The sequence below is a fragment of the Streptomyces sp. NPDC051133 genome, from assembly GCF_040682635.1.
GTDB lineage: Bacteria > Actinomycetota > Actinomycetes > Streptomycetales > Streptomycetaceae > Streptomyces.
The window spans coordinates 46,065-64,422 of record NZ_JBFBBK010000009.1 but is presented as its reverse complement, the minus strand read 5'-3'; the positions used below and the strand labels follow the sequence as shown (position 1 = coordinate 64,422).

The 18,358-nt window shown below is 73.8% G+C and carries 18 protein-coding genes; 11 read left to right on the top strand and 7 right to left on the bottom strand.

The window, feature by feature from the left end:
- The first annotated feature begins 130 nt into the window (after positions 1–130).
- Positions 131–382, top strand: a complete 252-nt coding sequence (locus AB0N17_RS12275) for a hypothetical protein (RefSeq protein ID WP_366011148.1) — start codon at positions 131–133, stop codon at positions 380–382.
- On the opposite strand, the gene AB0N17_RS12270 is transcribed toward AB0N17_RS12275, so the two are convergent.
- Positions 358–984 (bottom strand): HAD family hydrolase, encoded by a 627-nt coding sequence (locus tag AB0N17_RS12270; protein WP_366011147.1) that lies wholly within the window; start codon positions 982–984, stop codon positions 358–360. The two genes, AB0N17_RS12275 and AB0N17_RS12270, sit on opposite strands and share 25 nt — an antisense overlap.
- 49 nt (positions 985–1,033) lie before the next feature.
- Entirely contained in the window at positions 1,034–2,029 is a 996-nt protein-coding gene (locus tag AB0N17_RS12265) for a hypothetical protein (protein WP_366011146.1), read from the bottom strand.
- A gap of 219 nt (positions 2,030–2,248) precedes the next feature.
- On the opposite strand from AB0N17_RS12265, the gene AB0N17_RS12260 reads away from it, so the two are divergent.
- Entirely contained in the window at positions 2,249–4,804 is a 2,556-nt protein-coding gene (locus AB0N17_RS12260) for a helicase-associated domain-containing protein (RefSeq protein ID WP_366011145.1), read from the top strand.
- Between the two features lie 72 nt (positions 4,805–4,876).
- On the top strand, positions 4,877–6,526 hold the full coding sequence (locus AB0N17_RS12255) for a DNA repair helicase XPB (RefSeq protein ID WP_366011144.1): 1,650 nt from the start codon (positions 4,877–4,879) through the stop codon (positions 6,524–6,526).
- On the opposite strand, the gene AB0N17_RS12250 is transcribed toward AB0N17_RS12255, so the two are convergent.
- Together AB0N17_RS12250 and AB0N17_RS12245 are read right to left on the bottom strand one after the other, a co-directional pair.
- Positions 6,478–7,608, bottom strand: a complete 1,131-nt coding sequence (locus AB0N17_RS12250; protein WP_366011280.1) for a glycosyltransferase 87 family protein — start codon at positions 7,606–7,608, stop codon at positions 6,478–6,480. The two genes, AB0N17_RS12255 and AB0N17_RS12250, sit on opposite strands and share 49 nt — an antisense overlap.
- Before the next feature lie 30 nt (positions 7,609–7,638).
- A complete protein-coding gene (locus AB0N17_RS12245; RefSeq protein ID WP_366011143.1) occupies positions 7,639–7,821 on the bottom strand; it encodes a hypothetical protein in 183 nt (60 codons plus the stop codon).
- 353 nt (positions 7,822–8,174) lie between these two features.
- Between AB0N17_RS12245 and AB0N17_RS12240 the strand changes: the two genes are divergently transcribed.
- Both AB0N17_RS12240 and AB0N17_RS12235 read left to right on the top strand, forming a co-directional pair.
- Entirely contained in the window at positions 8,175–10,238 is a 2,064-nt protein-coding gene (locus AB0N17_RS12240) for a UvrD-helicase domain-containing protein (protein ID WP_366011142.1), read from the top strand.
- Positions 10,239–10,627: 389 nt separating this feature from the next.
- Positions 10,628–11,212 (top strand): hypothetical protein, encoded by a 585-nt coding sequence (locus AB0N17_RS12235; protein WP_366011141.1) that lies wholly within the window; start codon positions 10,628–10,630, stop codon positions 11,210–11,212.
- A 43-nt stretch (positions 11,213–11,255) separates the two neighbouring features.
- Here AB0N17_RS12235 and AB0N17_RS12230 read toward each other — a convergent pair whose 3' ends face one another.
- On the bottom strand, positions 11,256–11,954 hold the full coding sequence (locus AB0N17_RS12230) for a copper homeostasis protein CutC (protein WP_366011140.1): 699 nt from the start codon (positions 11,952–11,954) through the stop codon (positions 11,256–11,258).
- A gap of 131 nt (positions 11,955–12,085) precedes the next feature.
- Between AB0N17_RS12230 and AB0N17_RS12225 the strand changes: the two genes are divergently transcribed.
- From AB0N17_RS12225 to AB0N17_RS12210, 4 genes are all read left to right on the top strand, one after another.
- Complete coding sequence (locus AB0N17_RS12225) at positions 12,086–13,207, top strand: hypothetical protein (RefSeq protein WP_366011139.1); 1,122 nt, start codon at positions 12,086–12,088, stop codon at positions 13,205–13,207.
- A gap of 5 nt (positions 13,208–13,212) precedes the next feature.
- Positions 13,213–13,830 carry a hypothetical protein gene (locus AB0N17_RS12220; RefSeq protein WP_366011138.1) on the top strand — a complete coding sequence of 206 codons (618 nt, stop codon included), beginning with the start codon at positions 13,213–13,215 and terminating at the stop codon, positions 13,828–13,830.
- Between the two features lie 119 nt (positions 13,831–13,949).
- Positions 13,950–14,594: a hypothetical protein gene (locus tag AB0N17_RS12215; protein ID WP_366011137.1), complete on the top strand. Its 645-nt coding sequence runs from the start codon at positions 13,950–13,952 to the stop codon at positions 14,592–14,594.
- Between the two features lie 26 nt (positions 14,595–14,620).
- A complete protein-coding gene (locus tag AB0N17_RS12210) occupies positions 14,621–15,688 on the top strand; it encodes a GNAT family N-acetyltransferase (protein WP_366011135.1) in 1,068 nt (355 codons plus the stop codon).
- Here AB0N17_RS12210 and AB0N17_RS12205 read toward each other — a convergent pair.
- Positions 15,670–15,948, bottom strand: a complete 279-nt coding sequence (locus tag AB0N17_RS12205; protein WP_366011134.1) for a DUF4031 domain-containing protein — start codon at positions 15,946–15,948, stop codon at positions 15,670–15,672. The two genes, AB0N17_RS12210 and AB0N17_RS12205, sit on opposite strands and share 19 nt — an antisense overlap.
- 10 nt (positions 15,949–15,958) lie before the next feature.
- Positions 15,959–16,342: a hypothetical protein gene (locus tag AB0N17_RS12200; RefSeq protein ID WP_366011133.1), complete on the bottom strand. Its 384-nt coding sequence runs from the start codon at positions 16,340–16,342 to the stop codon at positions 15,959–15,961.
- A gap of 56 nt (positions 16,343–16,398) precedes the next feature.
- Between AB0N17_RS12200 and AB0N17_RS12195 the strand changes: the two genes are divergently transcribed.
- Complete coding sequence (locus AB0N17_RS12195; protein WP_366011132.1) at positions 16,399–17,304, top strand: MurR/RpiR family transcriptional regulator; 906 nt, start codon at positions 16,399–16,401, stop codon at positions 17,302–17,304.
- Positions 17,305–17,350: 46 nt separating this feature from the next.
- Positions 17,351–18,274 carry an N-acetylmuramic acid 6-phosphate etherase gene (murQ, locus tag AB0N17_RS12190; protein ID WP_366011131.1) on the top strand — a complete coding sequence of 308 codons (924 nt, stop codon included), beginning with the start codon at positions 17,351–17,353 and terminating at the stop codon, positions 18,272–18,274.
- The last annotated feature ends 84 nt before the right edge of the window (positions 18,275–18,358 follow it).

The following is an 18,358-nucleotide window of genomic DNA, read 5'->3' as shown; positions in this document are numbered from 1 at the left end:
CTGCGGAAACGGCTCTTGATAGCACTAGAGCGGGTCGTCCGTGACCCGCTGCTACCAAGGCTAATGGTCTTCGGGCGGGTGACAAGACGTCCCCGGGTTGTTCCCTCGCGCTGGGAACTACCCTGGTCCGGTGCGTGACAAAACCCAACCGAATTCCGCCGTGCCCGGTGACCGACTGATCCGCGCCGGTGTCGTCGTGTTCTTCCTCGGGGCCGTGGCCACCCTCGTCACGGTGGCCCCGCTGTTCCTCGGCGCGAAACCATTTCCGACCTACATGTTCGGATTGAGCATGCTCATGGCCGTCGGTTTCCTGATCGCCGGCGCGGGTGTCCTGCGGTCGATCGCCGCCGGCCGCCGTCAGGCGCGGGGCGCCTCGCGGTAGCCGTCGAGCCACGCCGGGAAGGCGGACAGGTCGTCGAGCACGACGTCCGCCCCGGCCGCGCGCAGTTCGTCCGCGGGGCAGGGGCCGGTCGCCACGGCCACCGAGAGAGCGCCCGCCGTACGGGCTCCGCGCACGTCACCGACGTGGTCGCCGACGTACACACCGGCGCCGTACTCGCGCAGCGCCTCCGCCTTCTGCTCGGCCCACAGGTCTCCGACGACGACGTCCGGTTCGATGCCGAGGTGGGCCAGGTGCAGCTTGGCGTTCGGCTCGTACTTCGCGGTGACCACCATCGTCCGTCCGCCGGCTGCCCGCACCGCGGCTATCGCCTCCCGCGCGCCGTCCATGGCGGGCGTCGCGGCGATGGCCATGACGGGGTACATCTCCCGGTACAGGTCGGCCATCGCGGCCACCTCGTCGGCCGGGAACCAGTTCACCAGCTCCTCCGCCAGCGGCGGCCCGAGCCGGGTCACCGCGAGGTCGGCGTCGATGTACGTGCCCGTCCGCTCCGACAGCGCCAGGTAGCAGGCGCGGATGCCAGGACGGGAGTCGATGAGGGTCATGTCCAGGTCGAAGCCGACGGTGAGAGTCATATGGGCCATTCTGACAGCGGGCGGACATGCCTCGTAGGGGTACGGGGTATCCCTACGCTCACCTGCCCCGCTGCGACCGCCACACCACGTACAGGGCCGACGCCACCGCCGCCCCCCTGATCACCCACGGCCATGTCTCGGTGACCGCGGCGTTCATGTGGCCCTGGGCGATCGGCTCGCCCCAGCGGCCGCTCCGTCTGCCCCACAGCCACACCAGCCCCGCCGTGAGCGCCGTGCCCGGCAGGATCATCACCGCCCATTTGGTCTCCGCGGGCGTCAGCCGGCGGGAGCCGTAGGCGATCAGCCAGCCGAGGATCAGTGCGAACCAGTTGCCGAGCACCGCACCGGCGACCAGCGCGACGGCCGCCAGCAGCAGCAGGGGGTTGGTCCAGCCGGCGGAGGGGCGGGGAAGGAACCGGCGGCGCACGGTGGCCGCCGGCTCGGCGGGCTCGGCCTCCGCTGCCGGGGTCGTCGCGGCGGCCTTCTCCTTCTCCGCTCCCGCCTCCTGCGGAGGCCTTCTCAGCAGCTCGGGGATCTCCACCCCGCCGACGAACCCCGGCACCGGGTCGGTCTCGGCGAACGAGCCGCCACCGACCCGCCACCAGTCGGGCTGTACGGCGCTGTCCCCCAGCTCGTGCGCGGCGGCGAGGTGCGGCGGGGACGGTGCGGAGCGCGGCGCGGGGGGCTCGGGCTCGGCGGGCCGCGGGCGGGGGACGACCCGGCGCAGGCCCTTGGGCCGCTCGGCGCCGGTCTTCGCGGACTCCCACGGCGCGGGTTGCGCGGGCACGGCGGCGGCGGGCGGCGGCGGGAACCGGCCGGTGTCCGCCGCACCGCCCGCGGCCTCCACGACCGCGCCCGGGGTGCCCAGGTGGTCCAGGATGCGGCGGACGGCGGCGGGCGAGTCCACGGTCGCCGCGGCCCGGCGCCGGTCGATCTCGTTCCGCAGCTCCGAGACGAGCCGCATCCGCGTGGCCGACGGCAGCTGACGCTGCTGGGCGATGTCGCCGACGCGGCTCAGATACTCGTACACGACCTGATCGCTCTCGATCCCCACGAAGTCCCCTCCGGGGCCGGTGCCTTGGGTTACCCCGTGGGGACGAAGGTAGCGCAGGCCGCCGGGATGCGGCCCGTGCGGCGATCGCGGACGAGGCCGCCGCGCCGACGCGGGCCCGGGGGCGCGGCCCCCGGGACGGACGCCCCGCCGGCCCGCACCGCCCGACGAGCCGCCTCCCATCGGCTGAACCACCGGAGGTAACCCGCTACCGTTGGCCGGATGAGCCCTGAGGCCAACTCAGCCCCCCGATCGCTGGCGGAGGCGCTCCGTGCGCGGGACGACGCCTCGCTGGCCGTGCTGCTGCGCAGCCGCCCGGACCTCATCACCCCCGTGCCCACCGACCTCACGCAGCTGGCCACCCGCGCCGGTACCCGTGCCTCGGTGCTGCGGGCCCTGGAGCGGCTGGACCGGTTCGCGCTGCAGACGGCGGAGGCACTGGCCGTGGCTCCGGACCCGGCGTCGTACGCCACCCTGCTCGGGCTGATGGCCGGGGACGCCGGGGACGAGACGGTCGCCGGCGCGCTGCCGCGTGCCCTCGGCACGCTGCGCGAGCAGGCGCTGGTGTGGGGCGACGACGAGCGGCTGCGGCTCGTCCGGACCGCCCGCGAGCTGCTTGCTCCGTCCGCGCAGCACCCCTCCCCGACCGGTCTCGGACCGACCGTGCAGGAGGCCACCTCGGGCATGTCGCCGGGCCGGATCCAGGAGATCGTCGCGACGGCCGGGCTGCCCTCGACACACGACTCGGTGTCCGCCGTGGCCGCGCTGACCACCCTGTTCGGTGACCGGAAGAAGATGGCCCGGCTCCTCGCCGAAGCCCCGGAGCCCGCCCGCGAGGTGCTGTCCCGGCTGATGTGGGGGCCGCCGTACGGGCAGGTCACCGCGGACCCGGCAACCCATCTGCGCTGGCTGCTCGACCGCGGACTGCTGCTGCCGACCGCGCCCGGCACGGTGGTCCTGCCCCGCGAGGTGGCCCTGCACCTGCGCGAGGGCAGCGCCCACCGCACGCCCGAACCGCTGCCGCCCCCCGTGGAACCGGCCACGACGCACGATCCCCGGGTGGTGGACGCCACCGCGGCCGGGCAGGCCTACACCGCGCTCGCCACCGTCGAGGAACTGCTGAAGGAGTGGGACGAGGGCGGTCCCGCCGTGCTGCGGGCGGGTGGGCTGAGCGTCCGCGACCTGAAGCGGACGGCCGTCGCCCTGGACGTGTCCGAGCCGGTCGCCGCCTTCTGGATCGAACTGGCCTACGCGGCCGGTCTGATCGCCTCCGACGGCGAGGCCGACGAGCGGTACGCGCCCACCCCGGCCTACGACGAGTGGCTGGAGCGGCCCCCGGCCGAACGCTGGGCCCGGCTCGCCGAGACCTGGCTGACCGCGACCCGCACGCCGGGACTGGTCGGCGGGCGGGACGCGAAGGACCGGACCCTGTCCGCGCTGGGGCCGGGACTCGACCGCTCCGCCGCGCCCGAGGTACGGCACCGGGTGCTGACGCTGCTGGCCGGGCTGCCGGAGGGCGCCGCCCCGGACGCCGAGTCGGTGCCGGCCCGGCTGCGCTGGGAACGGCCGCTGCGCGGACCGCAGCGGGAGGGCGAGGAGGACCTGCGGTCCCGGCTCGCCCGCTGGGTGCCGGCGGAGGCGGAACAGCTGGGCGTGACCGGCCGGGGCGCGCTGTCCGCGCACGGCCGGGCGCTGCTGGGCGCCCACGTCCCCTCCCCCTCCGCCGGGCCCGCGGCCGCCGCCGAGCCCGCCGGGCCCGGCGACAAGCTCCCCGTGCACCACCACCATCGGCCGGCCGCCGCTCCCGCCCCGCTCTCCCCCGCCGAGCAGGCCGTGGCGACGGCGGCAGCGGCCCGGCTGGTCGCCCCGCTGCTCCCCGAGCCCCTGGACCACGTCCTGCTGCAGGCGGACCTGACGGCGGTGGCGCCCGGCCCCCTCGAACGCCCGCTCGCCGCGACGCTGGACGTGCTCGCGGACGTGGAGTCCAAGGGCGGCGCGACCGTCTACCGGTTCACGCCCGCCTCGGTGCGCCGCGCCCTGGACGCCGGACGCACCGCCGCCGACCTGCACGCCTTCCTCGCCCAGCACTCCCGCACCCCGGTCCCGCAGCCGCTCGCCTACCTGATCGACGACGTGGCCCGCAAGCACGGCCATCTGCGGGTGGGCGCCGCCTCGGCGTACGTCCGCTGCGACGACGACGCCCTGCTGAACGAGATCCTCGCCGACAAGCGCGCCGCCGCCCTGCGGTTGCGCCGCCTCGCCCCGACCGTGCTGGCCACCCAGTCCGACCCGGCGACGCTGCTGGAGGGCTTGCGCGCGATGGGCTACGCGCCCGCCGCCGAGTCCGCCGAGGGCGATGTCCTGATCACCCGCGCGCACGCCCACCGCACCCCGCCGCGCACCGCGCCCGAGCCGGTGCCGGACGGCCCGCCGCCGCCCGACGGCACCCTCCTCACGGCGGCGATCCGCGCCATCCGGGCCGGTGACCTGGCCGCCACCACCCCGCGCAAGGCCCCCGGGGCCGGGGCTCCCCTGGCGGGCGGCGAGCTGCCCCGCACCTCCTCCGCCGAGACCCTGGCCACCATGCAGGCCGCCGTGCTGACCGGCGGGTCCCTGTGGATCGGCTACGTGAACGCCGAGGGCGCGGCCAGCCAGCGCGTCATCGCCCCCGTCCGGGTCGAGGGCGGCTTCGTGACGGCGTACGACCACACGGCGGACGAGGTGCGGACGTTCCCGCTGCACCGGATCACCGGGGTCGCGGAGCTGGCGGACGACTGACCATGATCGGCGCCGAAAGCGCCGTATAGGGCACACTGGACGTTTGGCCGTTGTGGAAAGGGTGTGCCGCGCGTGAATGGTCCACTGATCGTCCAGTCCGACAAGACCCTGCTCCTGGAGGTCGACCACGAGCGGGCGGACGACTGCCGTCGGGCCATCGCGCCCTTCGCCGAGCTGGAGCGGGCACCCGAGCACATCCACACCTACCGGGTCACTCCCCTCGGCCTGTGGAACGCGCGCGCCGCCGGGCACGACGCCGAGCAGGTCGTGGACGCCCTCGTGGAGTACAGCCGCTACCCCGTGCCGCACGCGCTGCTCGTGGACATCGCCGAGACCATGGACCGCTACGGCCGCCTCACCCTCAGCAAGCACCCCGCGCACGGACTCGTCCTCACCACCACCGACCGGCCGGTGCTGGAGGAGGTGCTGAAGTCCAAGCGGATCGCCCCGCTGGTCGGCGCCCGGATCGACCCCGACACCGTGGCCGTGCACCCCTCCGAGCGCGGGCAGATCAAGCAGACGCTGCTGAAGCTGGGCTGGCCGGCCGAGGACCTCGCCGGGTACGTCGACGGTGAGGCGCACCCGATCGAGCTGCTGGAGGACGGCTGGGCGCTCAGGCCGTACCAGAAGCAGGCCGTGGAGAACTTCTGGCACGGCGGCAGCGGTGTCGTCGTCCTGCCCTGCGGCGCGGGCAAGACGCTGGTCGGCGCCGGATCCATGGCCCAGGCGAAGTCCACCACCCTGATCCTGGTCACCAACACCGTCTCCGCCCGGCAGTGGAAGCACGAGCTGGTGAAGCGGACCTCGCTGACCGAGGACGAGATCGGCGAGTACAGCGGCACGCGCAAGGAGATCCGTCCGGTCACCATCGCCACCTACCAGGTGCTGACGACCAAGCGGAAGGGCGTCTATCCGCACCTGGAGCTGTTCGACTCCCGGGACTGGGGTCTGATCGTCTACGACGAGGTGCATCTGCTTCCGGCTCCCGTCTTCAAGTTCACCGCCGATCTGCAGGCGCGCCGGCGGCTGGGGCTGACGGCCACCCTCGTGCGTGAGGACGGCCGTGAGTCGGACGTGTTCTCGCTCATCGGGCCCAAGCGGTTCGACGCGCCCTGGAAGGAGATCGAGGCGCAGGGCTACATCGCGCCCGCCGACTGCGTCGAGGTCCGCGTGAATCTCACCGACTCGGAACGGCTGGCGTACGCGACCGCCGAGACGGAGGAGAAGTACCGCTTCTGTGCCACCACCGACACCAAGCGGAAGGTCACCGAGGCGATCGTCCGCCGGTTCGCCGGGCAGCAGATCCTCGTCATCGGCCAGTACATCGACCAGCTCGACGAGCTGGGCGAGCACCTCGGCGCCCCGGTGATCAAGGGCGAGACCTCCAACGCCCAGCGCGAGAAGCTCTTCGACGCCTTCCGCGAGGGCGAGCTCAGCGTGCTGGTGGTGTCGAAGGTGGCGAACTTCTCCATCGACCTGCCCGAGGCCACCGTCGCCGTCCAGGTCTCCGGCACCTTCGGCTCCCGCCAGGAGGAGGCCCAGCGCCTCGGCCGCGTCCTGCGCCCCAAGGCCGACGGCCACCAGGCCCACTTCTACTCGGTCGTCGCCCGCGACACCATCGACCAGGACTTCGCCGCCCACCGTCAGCGCTTCCTGGCCGAACAGGGCTACTCCTACCGCATCGTCGACGCGGACGAGATCCTGTCCGAGGGCACCGGCTGAGCCGCCCGTAGCGCCGCCCCGGCCAGCAGCGCCAGCCCCAGCAGCGGGTACGGCGCGGCCAGCACCTGCTGCCAGCCGGGCAGGTGGAGGTCACGGTCGCCCTCGTGCGGGACCAGCCACAGGGTGCGGGCCGTGAAGGCCGCCGCCGTCAGGGCCGCGAGGCGGACGCGGCCCCCGGCCAGGAGCACCGCGAGGAGCGGGACGCACCACACCCAGTGGTGGGACCAGCTGATCGGGGAGATCAGCAGGCCCGTGAACGCGGCGAGCAGGATGCCGTGCCGGTCCTCGCGGGCGCGCGCCGCCAGGTACAGGCCCGCCGCGCCCACGGCCGCTGCCGGCAGCAGCCAGGCGAGCCCCGGCGCCGGGGTGCCGAGCGCCCTCGCGACCAGGCCCTGCAGGGACTGGTTGTCCACGATCCACGCCTTGCCCACCCGGTCGGTCCGGTACAGCTCCCGGGTCCAGAAGGCGACACTCGCCGACGGCAGCAGCAGGGCACCGAGCAGGACCGTGCCGGCGCAGGACGCCGTCGCCGTCCGGGCCTCCTTTCCGCGGCCTCTGAGGAACAGGTACAGCACGAAGACGGCCGGCGTGAGCTTGATGCCGGTCGCGATGCCCAGGGCCACGCCCCTGCCCCGGGCGCCCGGGGGCCGGGTCAGGTCCCACAGGACCAGGCAGGCGAGAGCGAGATTGATCTGGCCGAACAGGACCGTCTGGAAGACCGGTTCGAGCCAGAGGGCGGCGGCCGTGGCGGCGGCGAGCAGCGGCGGCGACGGCGGGCGGCGGGATGCGAGACGGGCCGAGAGGGCGATCAGGCTCGCGAGCAGGAGCGCGTTGCCCGCGAGGAAGGCCGCCTTCAGCGCCGGGACGGGCAGCCAGGTGGCCGGGACGAACAGCAGGGCCGCGAAGGGCGGGTAGGTGGCGGGGAGCCGCCAGCGGGTGACGGTGAAGCCGTACAGATCGGTGCCGTGGACCACGGCCGTGCCCTCGGCCCGGTAGACGAGCACGTCGGCCATGGGTGCGCCCCGGACGGCGCACAGCGTGGCGAAGGAGGCTAGAGAAGCGAGGGCGAGGAGAGCTGCCATCCGTTTCCGCACGGACGCGACCCTATGCCGTCACTTGTGGCGTATGCCCGCTTCCTCGCCGTACTCGCCGAGGATGACCACGCTGAACGCCGCCTCCACGAACACCTTGACGGCACGCAGGGCATTGCCGACGAAGTGGTGGTGGGGGCCGTCCACGGCCGTGGCGCCGGTCGGGGGCCGGACAGGAGCTGGTGAGATGGTTGCTGCGCTCATGTCTCCATGGTGGAACTTCGGACCCCCGTCCCGCATCGGTCCGGGGGTCCAATCCGAAAGGGCCGCGCGTAGATCTCCGGGTGGACTCCATCCCCTACCCGAGGCGCCCTCCGCCCCCTAGGGGATCCGCTCCGGAATGCGGGGCCACGGACGCCTTGGGGCTACGGAGCCACGAAACCGGGGCACGAAAATCCATTGGCTTCGCCTCGCCCTTCTCACCTAAAATCTCCGCTCTTGCCCGCCTCCCCTCACGGAGCGCCGCCGCCCGGACGGAAACCGGACGGCCCCCGTCATGCACCAGTCATGCGCCAGCCCCGCGCCAGTCCTGCACGACCAGATCCGGAGGGACCCCCTTGTCCACGCCCGCCCCCGACCCGTCCGACGGTCCGCTCGACGATCCCCTCGCCCGTGAGCGCTCCCACCTCGCCTCCTCCCGCGCCGCCCTGCGCGCCATGCGCGAGGACGTGGAGGCGCTGGACATCAAGGACGTCACCGCGAACTGGGTCAACGCCGCGGTGCTCGCCCGCCAGATCGACGACCGGATCAAGGCGCTGGCCGACCTCAGCGACACCCCGCTGTTCTTCGGCCGCCTCGACTACCTGCACGCGCCGGGCGCCGAGCGGGCGGAGGGCGGCGAGGGCGAGAGGTTCTACATCGGGCGCCGGCACGTGCACGACCACGACGGCGACCCCATGGTCATCGACTGGCGTGCGCCGGTCTCGCAGCCGTTCTACCGGGCGTCCAAGAAGGACGCGATGGACGTCGGGCTGCGCCGCCGCTTCGGCTACACCGGCGGCGACCTGACCGCCTACGAGGACGAGCACCTCTCCGACCCGGCCGAGGCGGCGGCCACCAGCAAGCTGCTCCAGCAGGAGATCGAGCGGCCCCGCGTCGGCCCGATGCGGGACATCGTCGCCACCATCCAGCCCGAGCAGGACGAGATCGTCCGCAGCGGGCTCGGCGGCACCGTCTGCGTCCAGGGAGGCCCCGGCACCGGAAAGACCGCCGTCGGCCTGCACCGGGTCGCGTACCTGCTCTACGCCCACCGGGAGCGGCTCGCCCGCACCGGCACCCTCGTCATCGGGCCGAACCGTTCCTTCCTGCACTACATCGAGCAGGTCCTCCCGGCGCTGGGCGAGTTGAGCGTGCAGCAGGCCACCGTGGACGACCTGGTCGCGCACGTCGAGGTGCGCGGCACGGACGAGGCCGCCGCGGCGGTCGTCAAGGGCGACGCCCGGATGGCCGAGGTGCTGCGCCGGGCCCTGTACTCCCATGTCACGCTGCCGACCGAGCCGGTCGTGGTGGTGCGCGGCTCGCGGCGCTGGCGGGTTCCGGCGTACGAACTGGAGGAGCTGGTGCGGCAGTTGCTGGAGCGGGACATCCGCTACGGCGCCGCCCGCGAGGCCCTGCCGCAGCGCATCGCGCACGCGGTGCTGGTGCAGATGGAGCGGGCCGGCGAGGCCCCGGACGACCGGGTGCAGGACGCCGTGGCCCGCAACAGCGCGGTGAAGGCGGCCGTGAAGGCGATCTGGCCGGCCGTGGACCCGGCCAAGCTGGTCCTGCGGCTGCTGACCGACGCGGACTTCCTCGCCGAGCACGCGGCGGGGCTCCTGGACGAGGACGAGCAGAAGACCGTCCTGTGGGCGAAGCCGGTGCGGAGCGTGAAGTCGGCCAAGTGGTCCGCGGCGGACGCCGTGTTGATCGACGAGGCGGCCGACCTGACCCAGCGCACGCACTCGCTCGGCCATGTGGTCCTGGACGAGGCCCAGGATCTGTCGCCGATGCAGTACCGGGCCGTGGGCCGCCGGTGCACGACGGGCAGCGCGACCGTCCTCGGCGACCTGGCGCAGGGTACGACGCCGTGGGCGACCCGCAGCTGGGCCGAGGCCCTCGCCCACCTCGGCAAGCAGGACGGGATCATCGAGGAACTGACGGCCGGTTTCCGTGTCCCCACGGACGTCATCACGTACGCCTCGCGCCTCCTGCCGCACATCGCGCCCGGCCTCACGCCGGTCGCGTCCGTCCGTGAGAACCCCGGCTTCTTCGAGGTCCGTACGGTCTCCGAGCCGGCCGACGTGATCACCGCCTGCGAGGAGTTGCTGCGCAACGAGGGCTCGACCGGCCTGATCGCCGCGGACGCGCGCGTGCCCGAGCTGGCCGAGGCGCTGACGGCGGCGGGGATCCCGTATCTCGCGCCCGGCGAGGAGACCACCCGCGAGACCCGCCTCACCCTGGTCCCGGCCTCCCTCGCCAAGGGTCTGGAGTACGACTACGTGGTCCTGGACGAGCCGCAGGCCGTGGTGGACGGCGAACCGGACGAGCGCACGGGGCTGCGCCGCCTGTACGTGGCGCTGACCCGAGCGGTGTCCGGCCTGATCGTGACGCACACGGCCCCGCTGCCGCAGCAGTTGAGCTGAGCGGGGACAGCCGCCGGGGTGGGTGAGCAGGGGCGCGCCTGAGCGGGGGTCCGGGTGAGTAGGGTGCTGTGCCGTTCTGTCATGTCCGCTTGGAAAGGCCGTCGTTGAGCACCCCGCCGCCCCCGCACCCCCAGTACCCACACCCTCAATACCCGCAGGCCCCGTACCCGCAGGCCCCGTACCCGCAGGCCCCGTACCCGCAGCCCCCCGCGCCGTACCAGCGGGCATCCGCTCCGGGACCGTACGCACAGGCCCCCCATCCGCAGGCCCCTCACCCGCAGGCCACCCACCCCCAGGCCCCCGCCCCGTACGCGTCCGCTCCCGCGCCCGGGTGCGAGGTGTGCGGGGCCTCGCCGGCCGGCCCGGTGACCGTCCGGGGGCATCAGGGCATGATCGTGATGATGCGCTTCCTGCGGCGCCGGGGCGTGCTGTGCCGCACCTGCGGTCTGGCGATCTTCCGCAAGATGCAGGCCGACACCCTGCTGCAGGGCTGGTGGGGTGCGATGTCGGTGGTGATCACGCCCATCACCCTGCTGATCAACCTCGGCGCGCTCTCCCGGATCCGGAAGCTCCCCGCACCCGTGACGGCCGCCCGGCGTCCGCCGCTGGATCCGGGACGGCCGGTGTTCAAGCGCCCGGCGGGGCTGTTCGGGCTCCTGCCGATCGCCGCGTTCGCGGGAATGCTGCTGGTCGCCCTTCCCGTCCTCGTCTTCGTCGGCGCGACGTCCGACGACAGCGGCTCCGACGGTGCGACCGGTTTCGCCCCGACGAAGGCCGCGGCGCCGGTGTCGGCAGGGGACTGTGCCCGCAACGACGGCACCCTGACCCACTGGGATCTCAAGAAGGTGCCCTGTGCCGCGGCCGACGCGCAGTTCCGCGTCAAGGCCCCGAAGGACGGTCTGTGCACGTCCGGCGAGTACGTCGCCGACGTCGGCACGGACCTGATCACGGTGTGCCTGCAGCCGGTGAAGTGAGAAGACGCGGTGCGAGAAGACGCGGTGCGAGAAGACGCGGACGCTAGGCGGCCGGGCCGTCCAGCGTCGCGCGCCACTCGGCGACCGCCTCCACCGAGACCGGCCCCCGCCAGCCCTCGGGGCGGGCCGCGCCGCCGATGTGGAAGCCGTCGATCCCGGCGGAACGGAGCTTCGGGACGTGTTCGAGGCGCAGTCCGCCGCCCACCAGGATCCGCTGCCCGTAGCCGGGCTCCCCGCCGTGCCCCGCCTCCGCGACGAGCGTGGGCAGGCCGGCGTCCACGCCGGTGGCGGAGCCCGCGGTGAGGTAGGTGTCCAGGCCGGGCAGGTCGGCGAGCTGCTTGCGCAGGGCGTGCCGGTCGGCGGCGCGGTCGATCGCCCGGTGGAAGGTCCACGGGCAGCCGTCGAGTGCCGCGACGACCTGTTCCACCGCGGCCAGGTCCACCGTGCCGTCCGCGTCGAGGAACCCGAGCACGAACTGGTCCGCGCCGGCCGCCCGCAGCTCCCCGGCCACGCGGACCAGCCGCTGGACGTCACCGGCCGCGAACCCGTCCGCCAGGCGGAGCATCACGCGCAGGTCGATGTCGACGGCGGCGCGGATCCGGGCGACCGTGGCGGGCGACGGGGTGAGCCCGTCGGCCGCCATCTCCGTGACCAGCTCCAGACGGTCCGCACCTCCGGCCTGGGCGGCGACCGCGTCCTCGGCGTCGAGGGCGATCACCTCCAGGACTGCACGCTTGCTCATGGCACCCCATTCGTCGGCACTCGTCGGTGGCGGTCGGTCGTACGGACCTACCCATAGAGGTCTAGTCCAATCCAAGACTACGCCCACACCGGACCGGCCCGGGCCGCCACGCGTGGCCATTGGGCTCGGTGATGAGCGCCGCGGCCGCCTGGGGAGCGGGCCGCGCCTTCCGCCACCGCACCCGGGGCTGGGCCGACACCGCCGCCAGGAACGGATGGTCGCAGGCGCTCCTGCTGTGGCTCTCCGCCTGGCTGTGGTCCCTGTGCGCGTACGCCGTGTTCATCGCCGTCGCGTTCTCCCGCACCGCCGCGGTGAGCGACGTCACCCGGCCCACGTGGACCCCGCTGCTGCTCGGCGCGAGCATGATGGGCCTGGAGATCGCCCTCGGGATCGCCATCGGCTCGGCCCTGCCCTCACGGGTGGTCGCGCCGTTCGCCGGCCTCCTGTGGTACGGCCTCTTCGTCTTCGTCGCGTTCGTCCCGGACACCCCGCTCGACAAGCTGTTCCCGGCGATAGACGAGTTCTGGAGCTCGGAGTTCGAGCCGAACACGACGCGCATGCTGATCGCCGTCGCCTGGTGTCTGTCCCTCGGCCTGGTCCTGACCGCGCTGCCCGCGCTACGGCGCCGCGCCGCGCTCGCGCCCCGGCCGGTGGCCCTGGGCGCGCTCACCCTGGTGGCGCTGGCCGCGGGCAGCACCCTGGTGGCCTTCCGCACGCCCGTGCCCGACTCCTACTGGGCGGTGCGCAAGGAGCAGCCCGCACACCCGCTGTGCGCCGTCAGCGGTCGCACCACGGTGTGCCTGTGGCCCGAGGACCGCCATCTCCTGCCGCAGGCCCGCGCCGCCGCACAGACCGTCGACTCGGCGCTCGGCCCCCTGACCGGGTTCAACCGCGCGTTCTACGCGAGCGGTCTGCACCGCCCGGCGGGCGACACCGCCGAGCTGTCCGTGATGTCGCCCGCGGAGAGCCAGGCCGATCTGACCGACGCCCTGTTCTCGGCGGCCCTGCCACAGCCCACGTCGCCGGACTGCCCGCCTCACCTGCTCCGGGAAACCGGCGGCTACCCGGACACGTTCCTCTTCGAAGCCGTCGTCCGCGCCCGCATCGGCGTACCCGGCGAGTACTACGGCGAGAAGTTCGGCCGCGCCATGACCCGGGTCACCAGCGCCCCGCGCGCGCAACGGGACGGCTGGATCCAGCAGGCGGCGGGGCGGATCCGCGCCTGCCGGCCCCTGCCCGCGCTCCCCAGGTGAACCCCGTGCCCACCGTCCTCGCCTTCGTCCGCTGCCGGGGCCTGCCCCGGGCCGCCGGGCTCGCCCTGCTCGTCGCCCTGGTGGCCACCGCCTTCGCGGGACAGCGTCTGGCGGTGCCCGAGTTCCGGTACCTGGTCGACTTCAGCGTGCCGGTGGCCGAAGTCGTCCCGCTCGCCCACGCGGTGATCCTGGCGACCACGATGTTCTCGCCCATGGCGGACCTGGAGCGGACGGCGGCCCAGCCGATGAGCCGCCACCGGGGCATCTACCTGGTGGCACTGCTGCTGCTGGCCCTCGGGCTGAGCGCGCTGCCGCTGCTCGCCGGTGCCACGGGACAGGTGATCGCGTCGGCCGCCCGCAACGTCGTCGGCTACCTCGGGCTCGCCATGATCGGCGCCCGTCTCTTCGGCAGCGGCCTCGCCTGGCTGCTGCCGCTGGGCATGTTCGGACCCACGCTGCTGCTGGGCGTACGCAGCGACAACACCCCCGAGCCGTGGGCATGGTCGCTGCACCCGTCGTCCAGCGCCTCGGCCGCCGCCCTGGCCGTGGCGCTGTGGGTGGTCGGCGTGTGCGTGGCCGCGACGGGACAGCCTCGGCAGACGGAGCGGGCCGAACAGAGCTAGCGTTTTACCGTTCGGATCAGGCCGGGGCCACGGAAGTGCCCTCGGACCGGACCGGACCGGGCCGAGGGAAAAATGTCGTGAGCAGGCCGGAGCAGCCCCGTCACGGAAGAATGGCCCCCATGGCCGACCCAGACGCCCTCCGCCTCCGTTTCGTCCGCGCCCTGGAAGCGGCCCGTGGCCCGGGCGGTGGTCCCGACCCGGCGCCCTACGCCGACAACCTGCTCGCCCGCTGGCAGGAGCCGCAGCGCCGTTACCACACGCTCGCCCACCTCACCGCCGTCCTCGACCGCGTCGACGTGCTGCAGGAGTACGCGGCCGACCCGGACGTCGTCCGGCTGGCCGCCTGGTTCCACGACGCCGTCTACCTCCCCGAGCGGTCCGAGAACGAGGAGCGCTCCGCACGGCTGGCCGAGCGCGCCCTGCCGGAGGCCGGCCTGCCGGACGCGAAGACGGCCGAGGTCGCCCGGCTGGTCCGGCTCACCGTCGGCCACGACCCGGCCGGCGACGACCGCGACGGCCAGGTGCTGTGCGACGCGGACCTCGCGATCCTGGCCGCGCCCCCGTCGGCGTACGCCGGCTACACCGCCGAGGTCCGCGAGGAGTACCACTTCGTCCCGAGCGACGCCTTCCGCGCGGGCCGCTCGGCGATCCTGCGCCAACTCCTCGCCCTGCCCCGCCTGTTCCGCACCCCGTACGGGCAGGAGCACTGGGAGGCCACGGCCCGCTACAACCTCACCTCGGAGCTGGAAATGCTGTCGCCCTGAGCGGACCGTCCCCCTAGGGTGCGGCCATGCGACCGATAAACGGGGATGACGTGAACAAGGCCGTCGCGGAGTGCCTGACGGCACTGCGACCGGCGGTGGAGCGGGACTGGACGGCGACCGGGGCCGGGCAGGTGGAGTGGAACTGCCATGTGACGGCCTTCCACGTCGCCGAAGCCCTCGTCTCGTACGCCGGCCAACTCGCCGGACGCGCCGAGGACTCGTACGTGCCCTTCGAGATCACCCTCGACGAGGGCACCGACAACGCGGGGCTGCTGCACGTGATCGAGACGGCCGGGGCCCTGCTCGCCGCCACCGTGCGCACCGCCCCGCCCGGCGCCCGCGCCTTCCACCCCTACCCCTTCGGCAGCGCCGACCGCGAGGGCTTCGCGGCGATGGGCGTCACCGAAATACTGCTGCACACCCACGACATCGCCGAGGGGCTCGGCCTCACCTTCGAGCCCTGCGCCGACCTCGCCGAGTCCGTCCTGGCCTGGCTCTTCCCGCACGTGCAGCCCGGCCCCGCGCCCTGGCCGACCCTACTGTGGGCCACCGGCCGCGGCGAACTGCCCGGCCGCGCCCCGGTCACCGACTGGCGCTGGCGCAACAACCTGGTCATCCCCGCCGGACGTGTCACCCTCACCGGCGTCCGCCCGGCCGCCGCCCGCGATCTGAGCCTCGGCGGCGACGGCGGCTTCGACTGGATCGACGGCGGCCCGTACCAGGGCACGCGCGATGCCTCCGGGATGCTCCTCAAGGCCTACGAAGCGGGCGTCCACCGGCCGGAGTTCGGGGTCTTCGCGCTCGTACGCGCGGAGGACGGCCGGGCGCTCGGCGCCATGGGCTTCCACGGCCCCCCGGACGAGGACGGCCTCGTGGAGATCGGCTACGACCTCGCCGAGGGCGCCCGGGGCCAGGGGTACGCCACGGAGGCGCTGCGCGGGCTCTCCGCCTGGGCGCTGGCCCGTGACGACGTGCGGATCCTGCTCGCGAAGATCGACCTGGACAACGGCGCGTCCCGGGCCGTGGTCGCCCGCGCCGGCTTCCGTCAGGTCGGCGCGGACGACAAGCTCGCCGCCTACGAACTGCGTCGCTGAGCGAGCCCCTTGGGCCGGCGCAGGCCGGACGCCCGCAGCAGCCGCACCACCTCGCGGCTGTCGACCTGCACCGCCCCGGCGGCCACCGCGTCCGCGTACCGGTGCGACGGAACGTCGTAGTGGTCGCGCTCGAAGGCCCGCCGGGGCACTCCCAACCCTGCGGCGAACCCGTGCAGTTCGTCGTACGACACATCGCTGACCAGGTGCGACCACATGCGCCCGTGCCCCGGCCAGGTGGGCGGGTCGATGTACACCGTCACGCGCGCCCCCTCACGAGGACGCCGTCCCGCCCGTGGCCGCGCCCAGCGAGCCCACCGCCGCGACCTTCACGCCCGCCTTGACGCACACCCAGTACGGGTCGGGCCCCAGTTCCGGCTCCACGTCCAGGGCGTGCGGGTCGCCCGAGCCGCACACCGGGCACAGCGGCCAGCGGCCGTACCGCTCCAGCAGCGCGTCCTGCACGTCCTGGGCGACCAGCCCGGCGACGAAGGCCGCGCCGTCCGGCCACTGCTCCACCCACCAGCGGCGCTGGGAGACGGACTCCTCGACCAACGAGACGACGTCCGCCTCGGCGACCTGGCCCGCGACGAGGTCGGCGAGCACCAGGGCGCGGGCGGCATGCAAGGCCTGCTCAAGGGGACTGACGGGTTCCATGGAACCCATTGTGCGCACTCTTGACCGGAACACCGGGCCGAAAATATCTTTCACATGTGACCCAGGATGTGAAGGAAATTTTCGGTGGCCCGGGCGGCTCCCTCGCCGCCAAGGTGCGCACCCTCGCCCCCTCCATGACGCGGTCCATGCAGCGCGTCGCCGAGGCCGTCGCGAGCGACCCGGCCGGCTGCGCCGCCCTCACGGTCACCGGCCTCGCCGAACTCACCGGCACCAGCGAGGCCACGGTCGTCCGCACCGCCCGCCTCCTCGGCTACCCCGGCTACCGGGACCTGCGCCTCGCCCTCGCCGGCCTCGCCGCCCAGCAGCAGTCGGGCCGCGCCCCCGCGATCACGACCGACATCGCGGTGGACGACCCCCTGGCCGACGTGGTGGCCAAACTCGCCTACGAGGAGCAGCAGACCCTCGCCGACACGGCCGCCGGGCTCGACACCGCCCAGCTGGGCGCGGCCGTCACCGCGCTGGCCGGCGCCCGGCGGACCGACGTGTACGGCATCGGAGCGTCCGGGCTGGTCGCCCAGGACCTCACCCAGAAGCTGCTGCGGATAGGGCTGATAGCCCACGCCCACAGCGATCCGCACCTGGCGGTGACCAACGCGGTGCAGCTCCGTTCGGGTGACGTGGCGATCGCGATCACGCACTCCGGATCCACGGGGGACGTCATCGAGCCGCTGCGGGTCGCCTTCGAGCGCGGGGCGACGACGGTCGCCATCACCGGGCGCCCCGACTCCCCGGTGACCCAGTACGCCGACCACGTCCTGACCACGTCCACCTCCCGCGAGACCGAGCTGCGGCCGGCCGCGATGTCGTCACGGACCAGTCAGCTGCTGGTGGTGGACTGCCTGTTCGTGGGCGTCGCGCAGCGGACGTACGAGAGTGCGGCGCCCGCGCTGGCCGCCTCCTACGAGGCGCTGGCGCACCGGCACCGCAGCACCCCCAGGTGACCACCAGCACGCGCATCGGCACCCGACTCGGAGAGAGCCACCCCCCATGACCTCCCACGACCTGCGTACCGAACTGGCTTCCCTGACCACCGAAGCCTTCCGTCCCGAACTCGCCGACATCGACCAGCTGTCCACCCTCGACATCGCCCGCCTGATGAACGGCGAGGACACCGGCGTACCCGCCGCCGTCGCCACCCAGCTCCCGCGGATCGCCGCCGCCATCGACGCCATGGCCGCCCGCATGAGCCGCGGCGGACGCCTCGTCTACGCCGGCGCCGGAACCGCCGGCCGGCTGGGCGTGCTGGACGCGTCCGAATGCCCGCCCACCTTCAACACCGACCCCGCCCAGGTCGTCGGCCTCATCGCGGGCGGTCCCACGGCCATGGTCACCTCGGTGGAGGGCGCCGAGGACTCCAGGGAACTGGCCCGCCAGGACCTGGACGCGCTGAAACTCGGGCCCGATGACACCGTTGTCGGCATCTCCGCCTCCGGCCGCACCCCGTACGCCGTCGGCGCCGTCGAGCACGCCCGCGCGCTGGGCGCCCTCACCGTCGGCCTGGCCTGCAACGCGCACAGCGCGCTCGCGGCCGCCGCCGAGCACGGCATCGAGGTCGTCGTGGGTCCCGAGCTGATCACGGGCTCCACCCGGCTGAAGGCGGGCACGGCCCAGAAGCTCGTCCTGAACATGCTCTCGACCCTCACGATGATCCGGCTCGGCAAGACGTACGGGAACCTGATGGTCGACGTCCGCGCCTCCAACGACAAACTCCGGGCCCGTTCCCACCGCATCGTCTCCCTCGCCACGGGCGCGGGCGACGAGGAGATCGAGAAGGCCCTCACCGAGTCCGGCGGCGAGGTGAAGAACGCGATCCTGGCCCTCCTGGCCGACGTGGACGGCCCGACGGCCGCCCGCCTTCTGGAGGAGTCCGGCGGCCATCTGCGCGCCGCGCTCGCACACGCGGCCGACTGACCCGCACGCTCGGGGCGTACGACGTACCTCTTCGGTTTCCCGCGCCGCCCCCGTGTGGGCGCAAACGCGTGACACACGGGGGCG

Bases quoted from the DNA above. Each gene is read 5' to 3' on its own strand.
- AB0N17_RS12260 (WP_366011145.1), top strand. From the start codon at position 2,249: ATGAGCCCTGAGGCCAACTCAGCCCCCCGATCGCTGGCGGAGGCGCTC.
- AB0N17_RS12200 (WP_366011133.1), bottom strand. From the start codon at position 16,342: ATGGAACCCGTCAGTCCCCTTGAGCAGGCCTTGCATGCCGCCCGCGCC.
- AB0N17_RS12210 (WP_366011135.1), top strand. From the start codon at position 14,621: ATGCGACCGATAAACGGGGATGACGTGAACAAGGCCGTCGCGGAGTGC.
- AB0N17_RS12215 (WP_366011137.1), top strand. From the start codon at position 13,950: ATGGCCGACCCAGACGCCCTCCGCCTCCGTTTCGTCCGCGCCCTGGAA.
- AB0N17_RS12230 (WP_366011140.1), bottom strand. From the start codon at position 11,954: ATGAGCAAGCGTGCAGTCCTGGAGGTGATCGCCCTCGACGCCGAGGAC.
- AB0N17_RS12250 (WP_366011280.1), bottom strand. From the start codon at position 7,608: ATGGCAGCTCTCCTCGCCCTCGCTTCTCTAGCCTCCTTCGCCACGCTG.
- murQ (WP_366011131.1), top strand. From the start codon at position 17,351: ATGACCTCCCACGACCTGCGTACCGAACTGGCTTCCCTGACCACCGAA.
- AB0N17_RS12225 (WP_366011139.1), top strand. From the start codon at position 12,086: ATGAGCGCCGCGGCCGCCTGGGGAGCGGGCCGCGCCTTCCGCCACCGC.
- AB0N17_RS12270 (WP_366011147.1), bottom strand. From the start codon at position 984: ATGGCCCATATGACTCTCACCGTCGGCTTCGACCTGGACATGACCCTC.
- AB0N17_RS12235 (WP_366011141.1), top strand. From the start codon at position 10,628: ATGATCGTGATGATGCGCTTCCTGCGGCGCCGGGGCGTGCTGTGCCGC.
- AB0N17_RS12245 (WP_366011143.1), bottom strand. From the start codon at position 7,821: ATGAGCGCAGCAACCATCTCACCAGCTCCTGTCCGGCCCCCGACCGGC.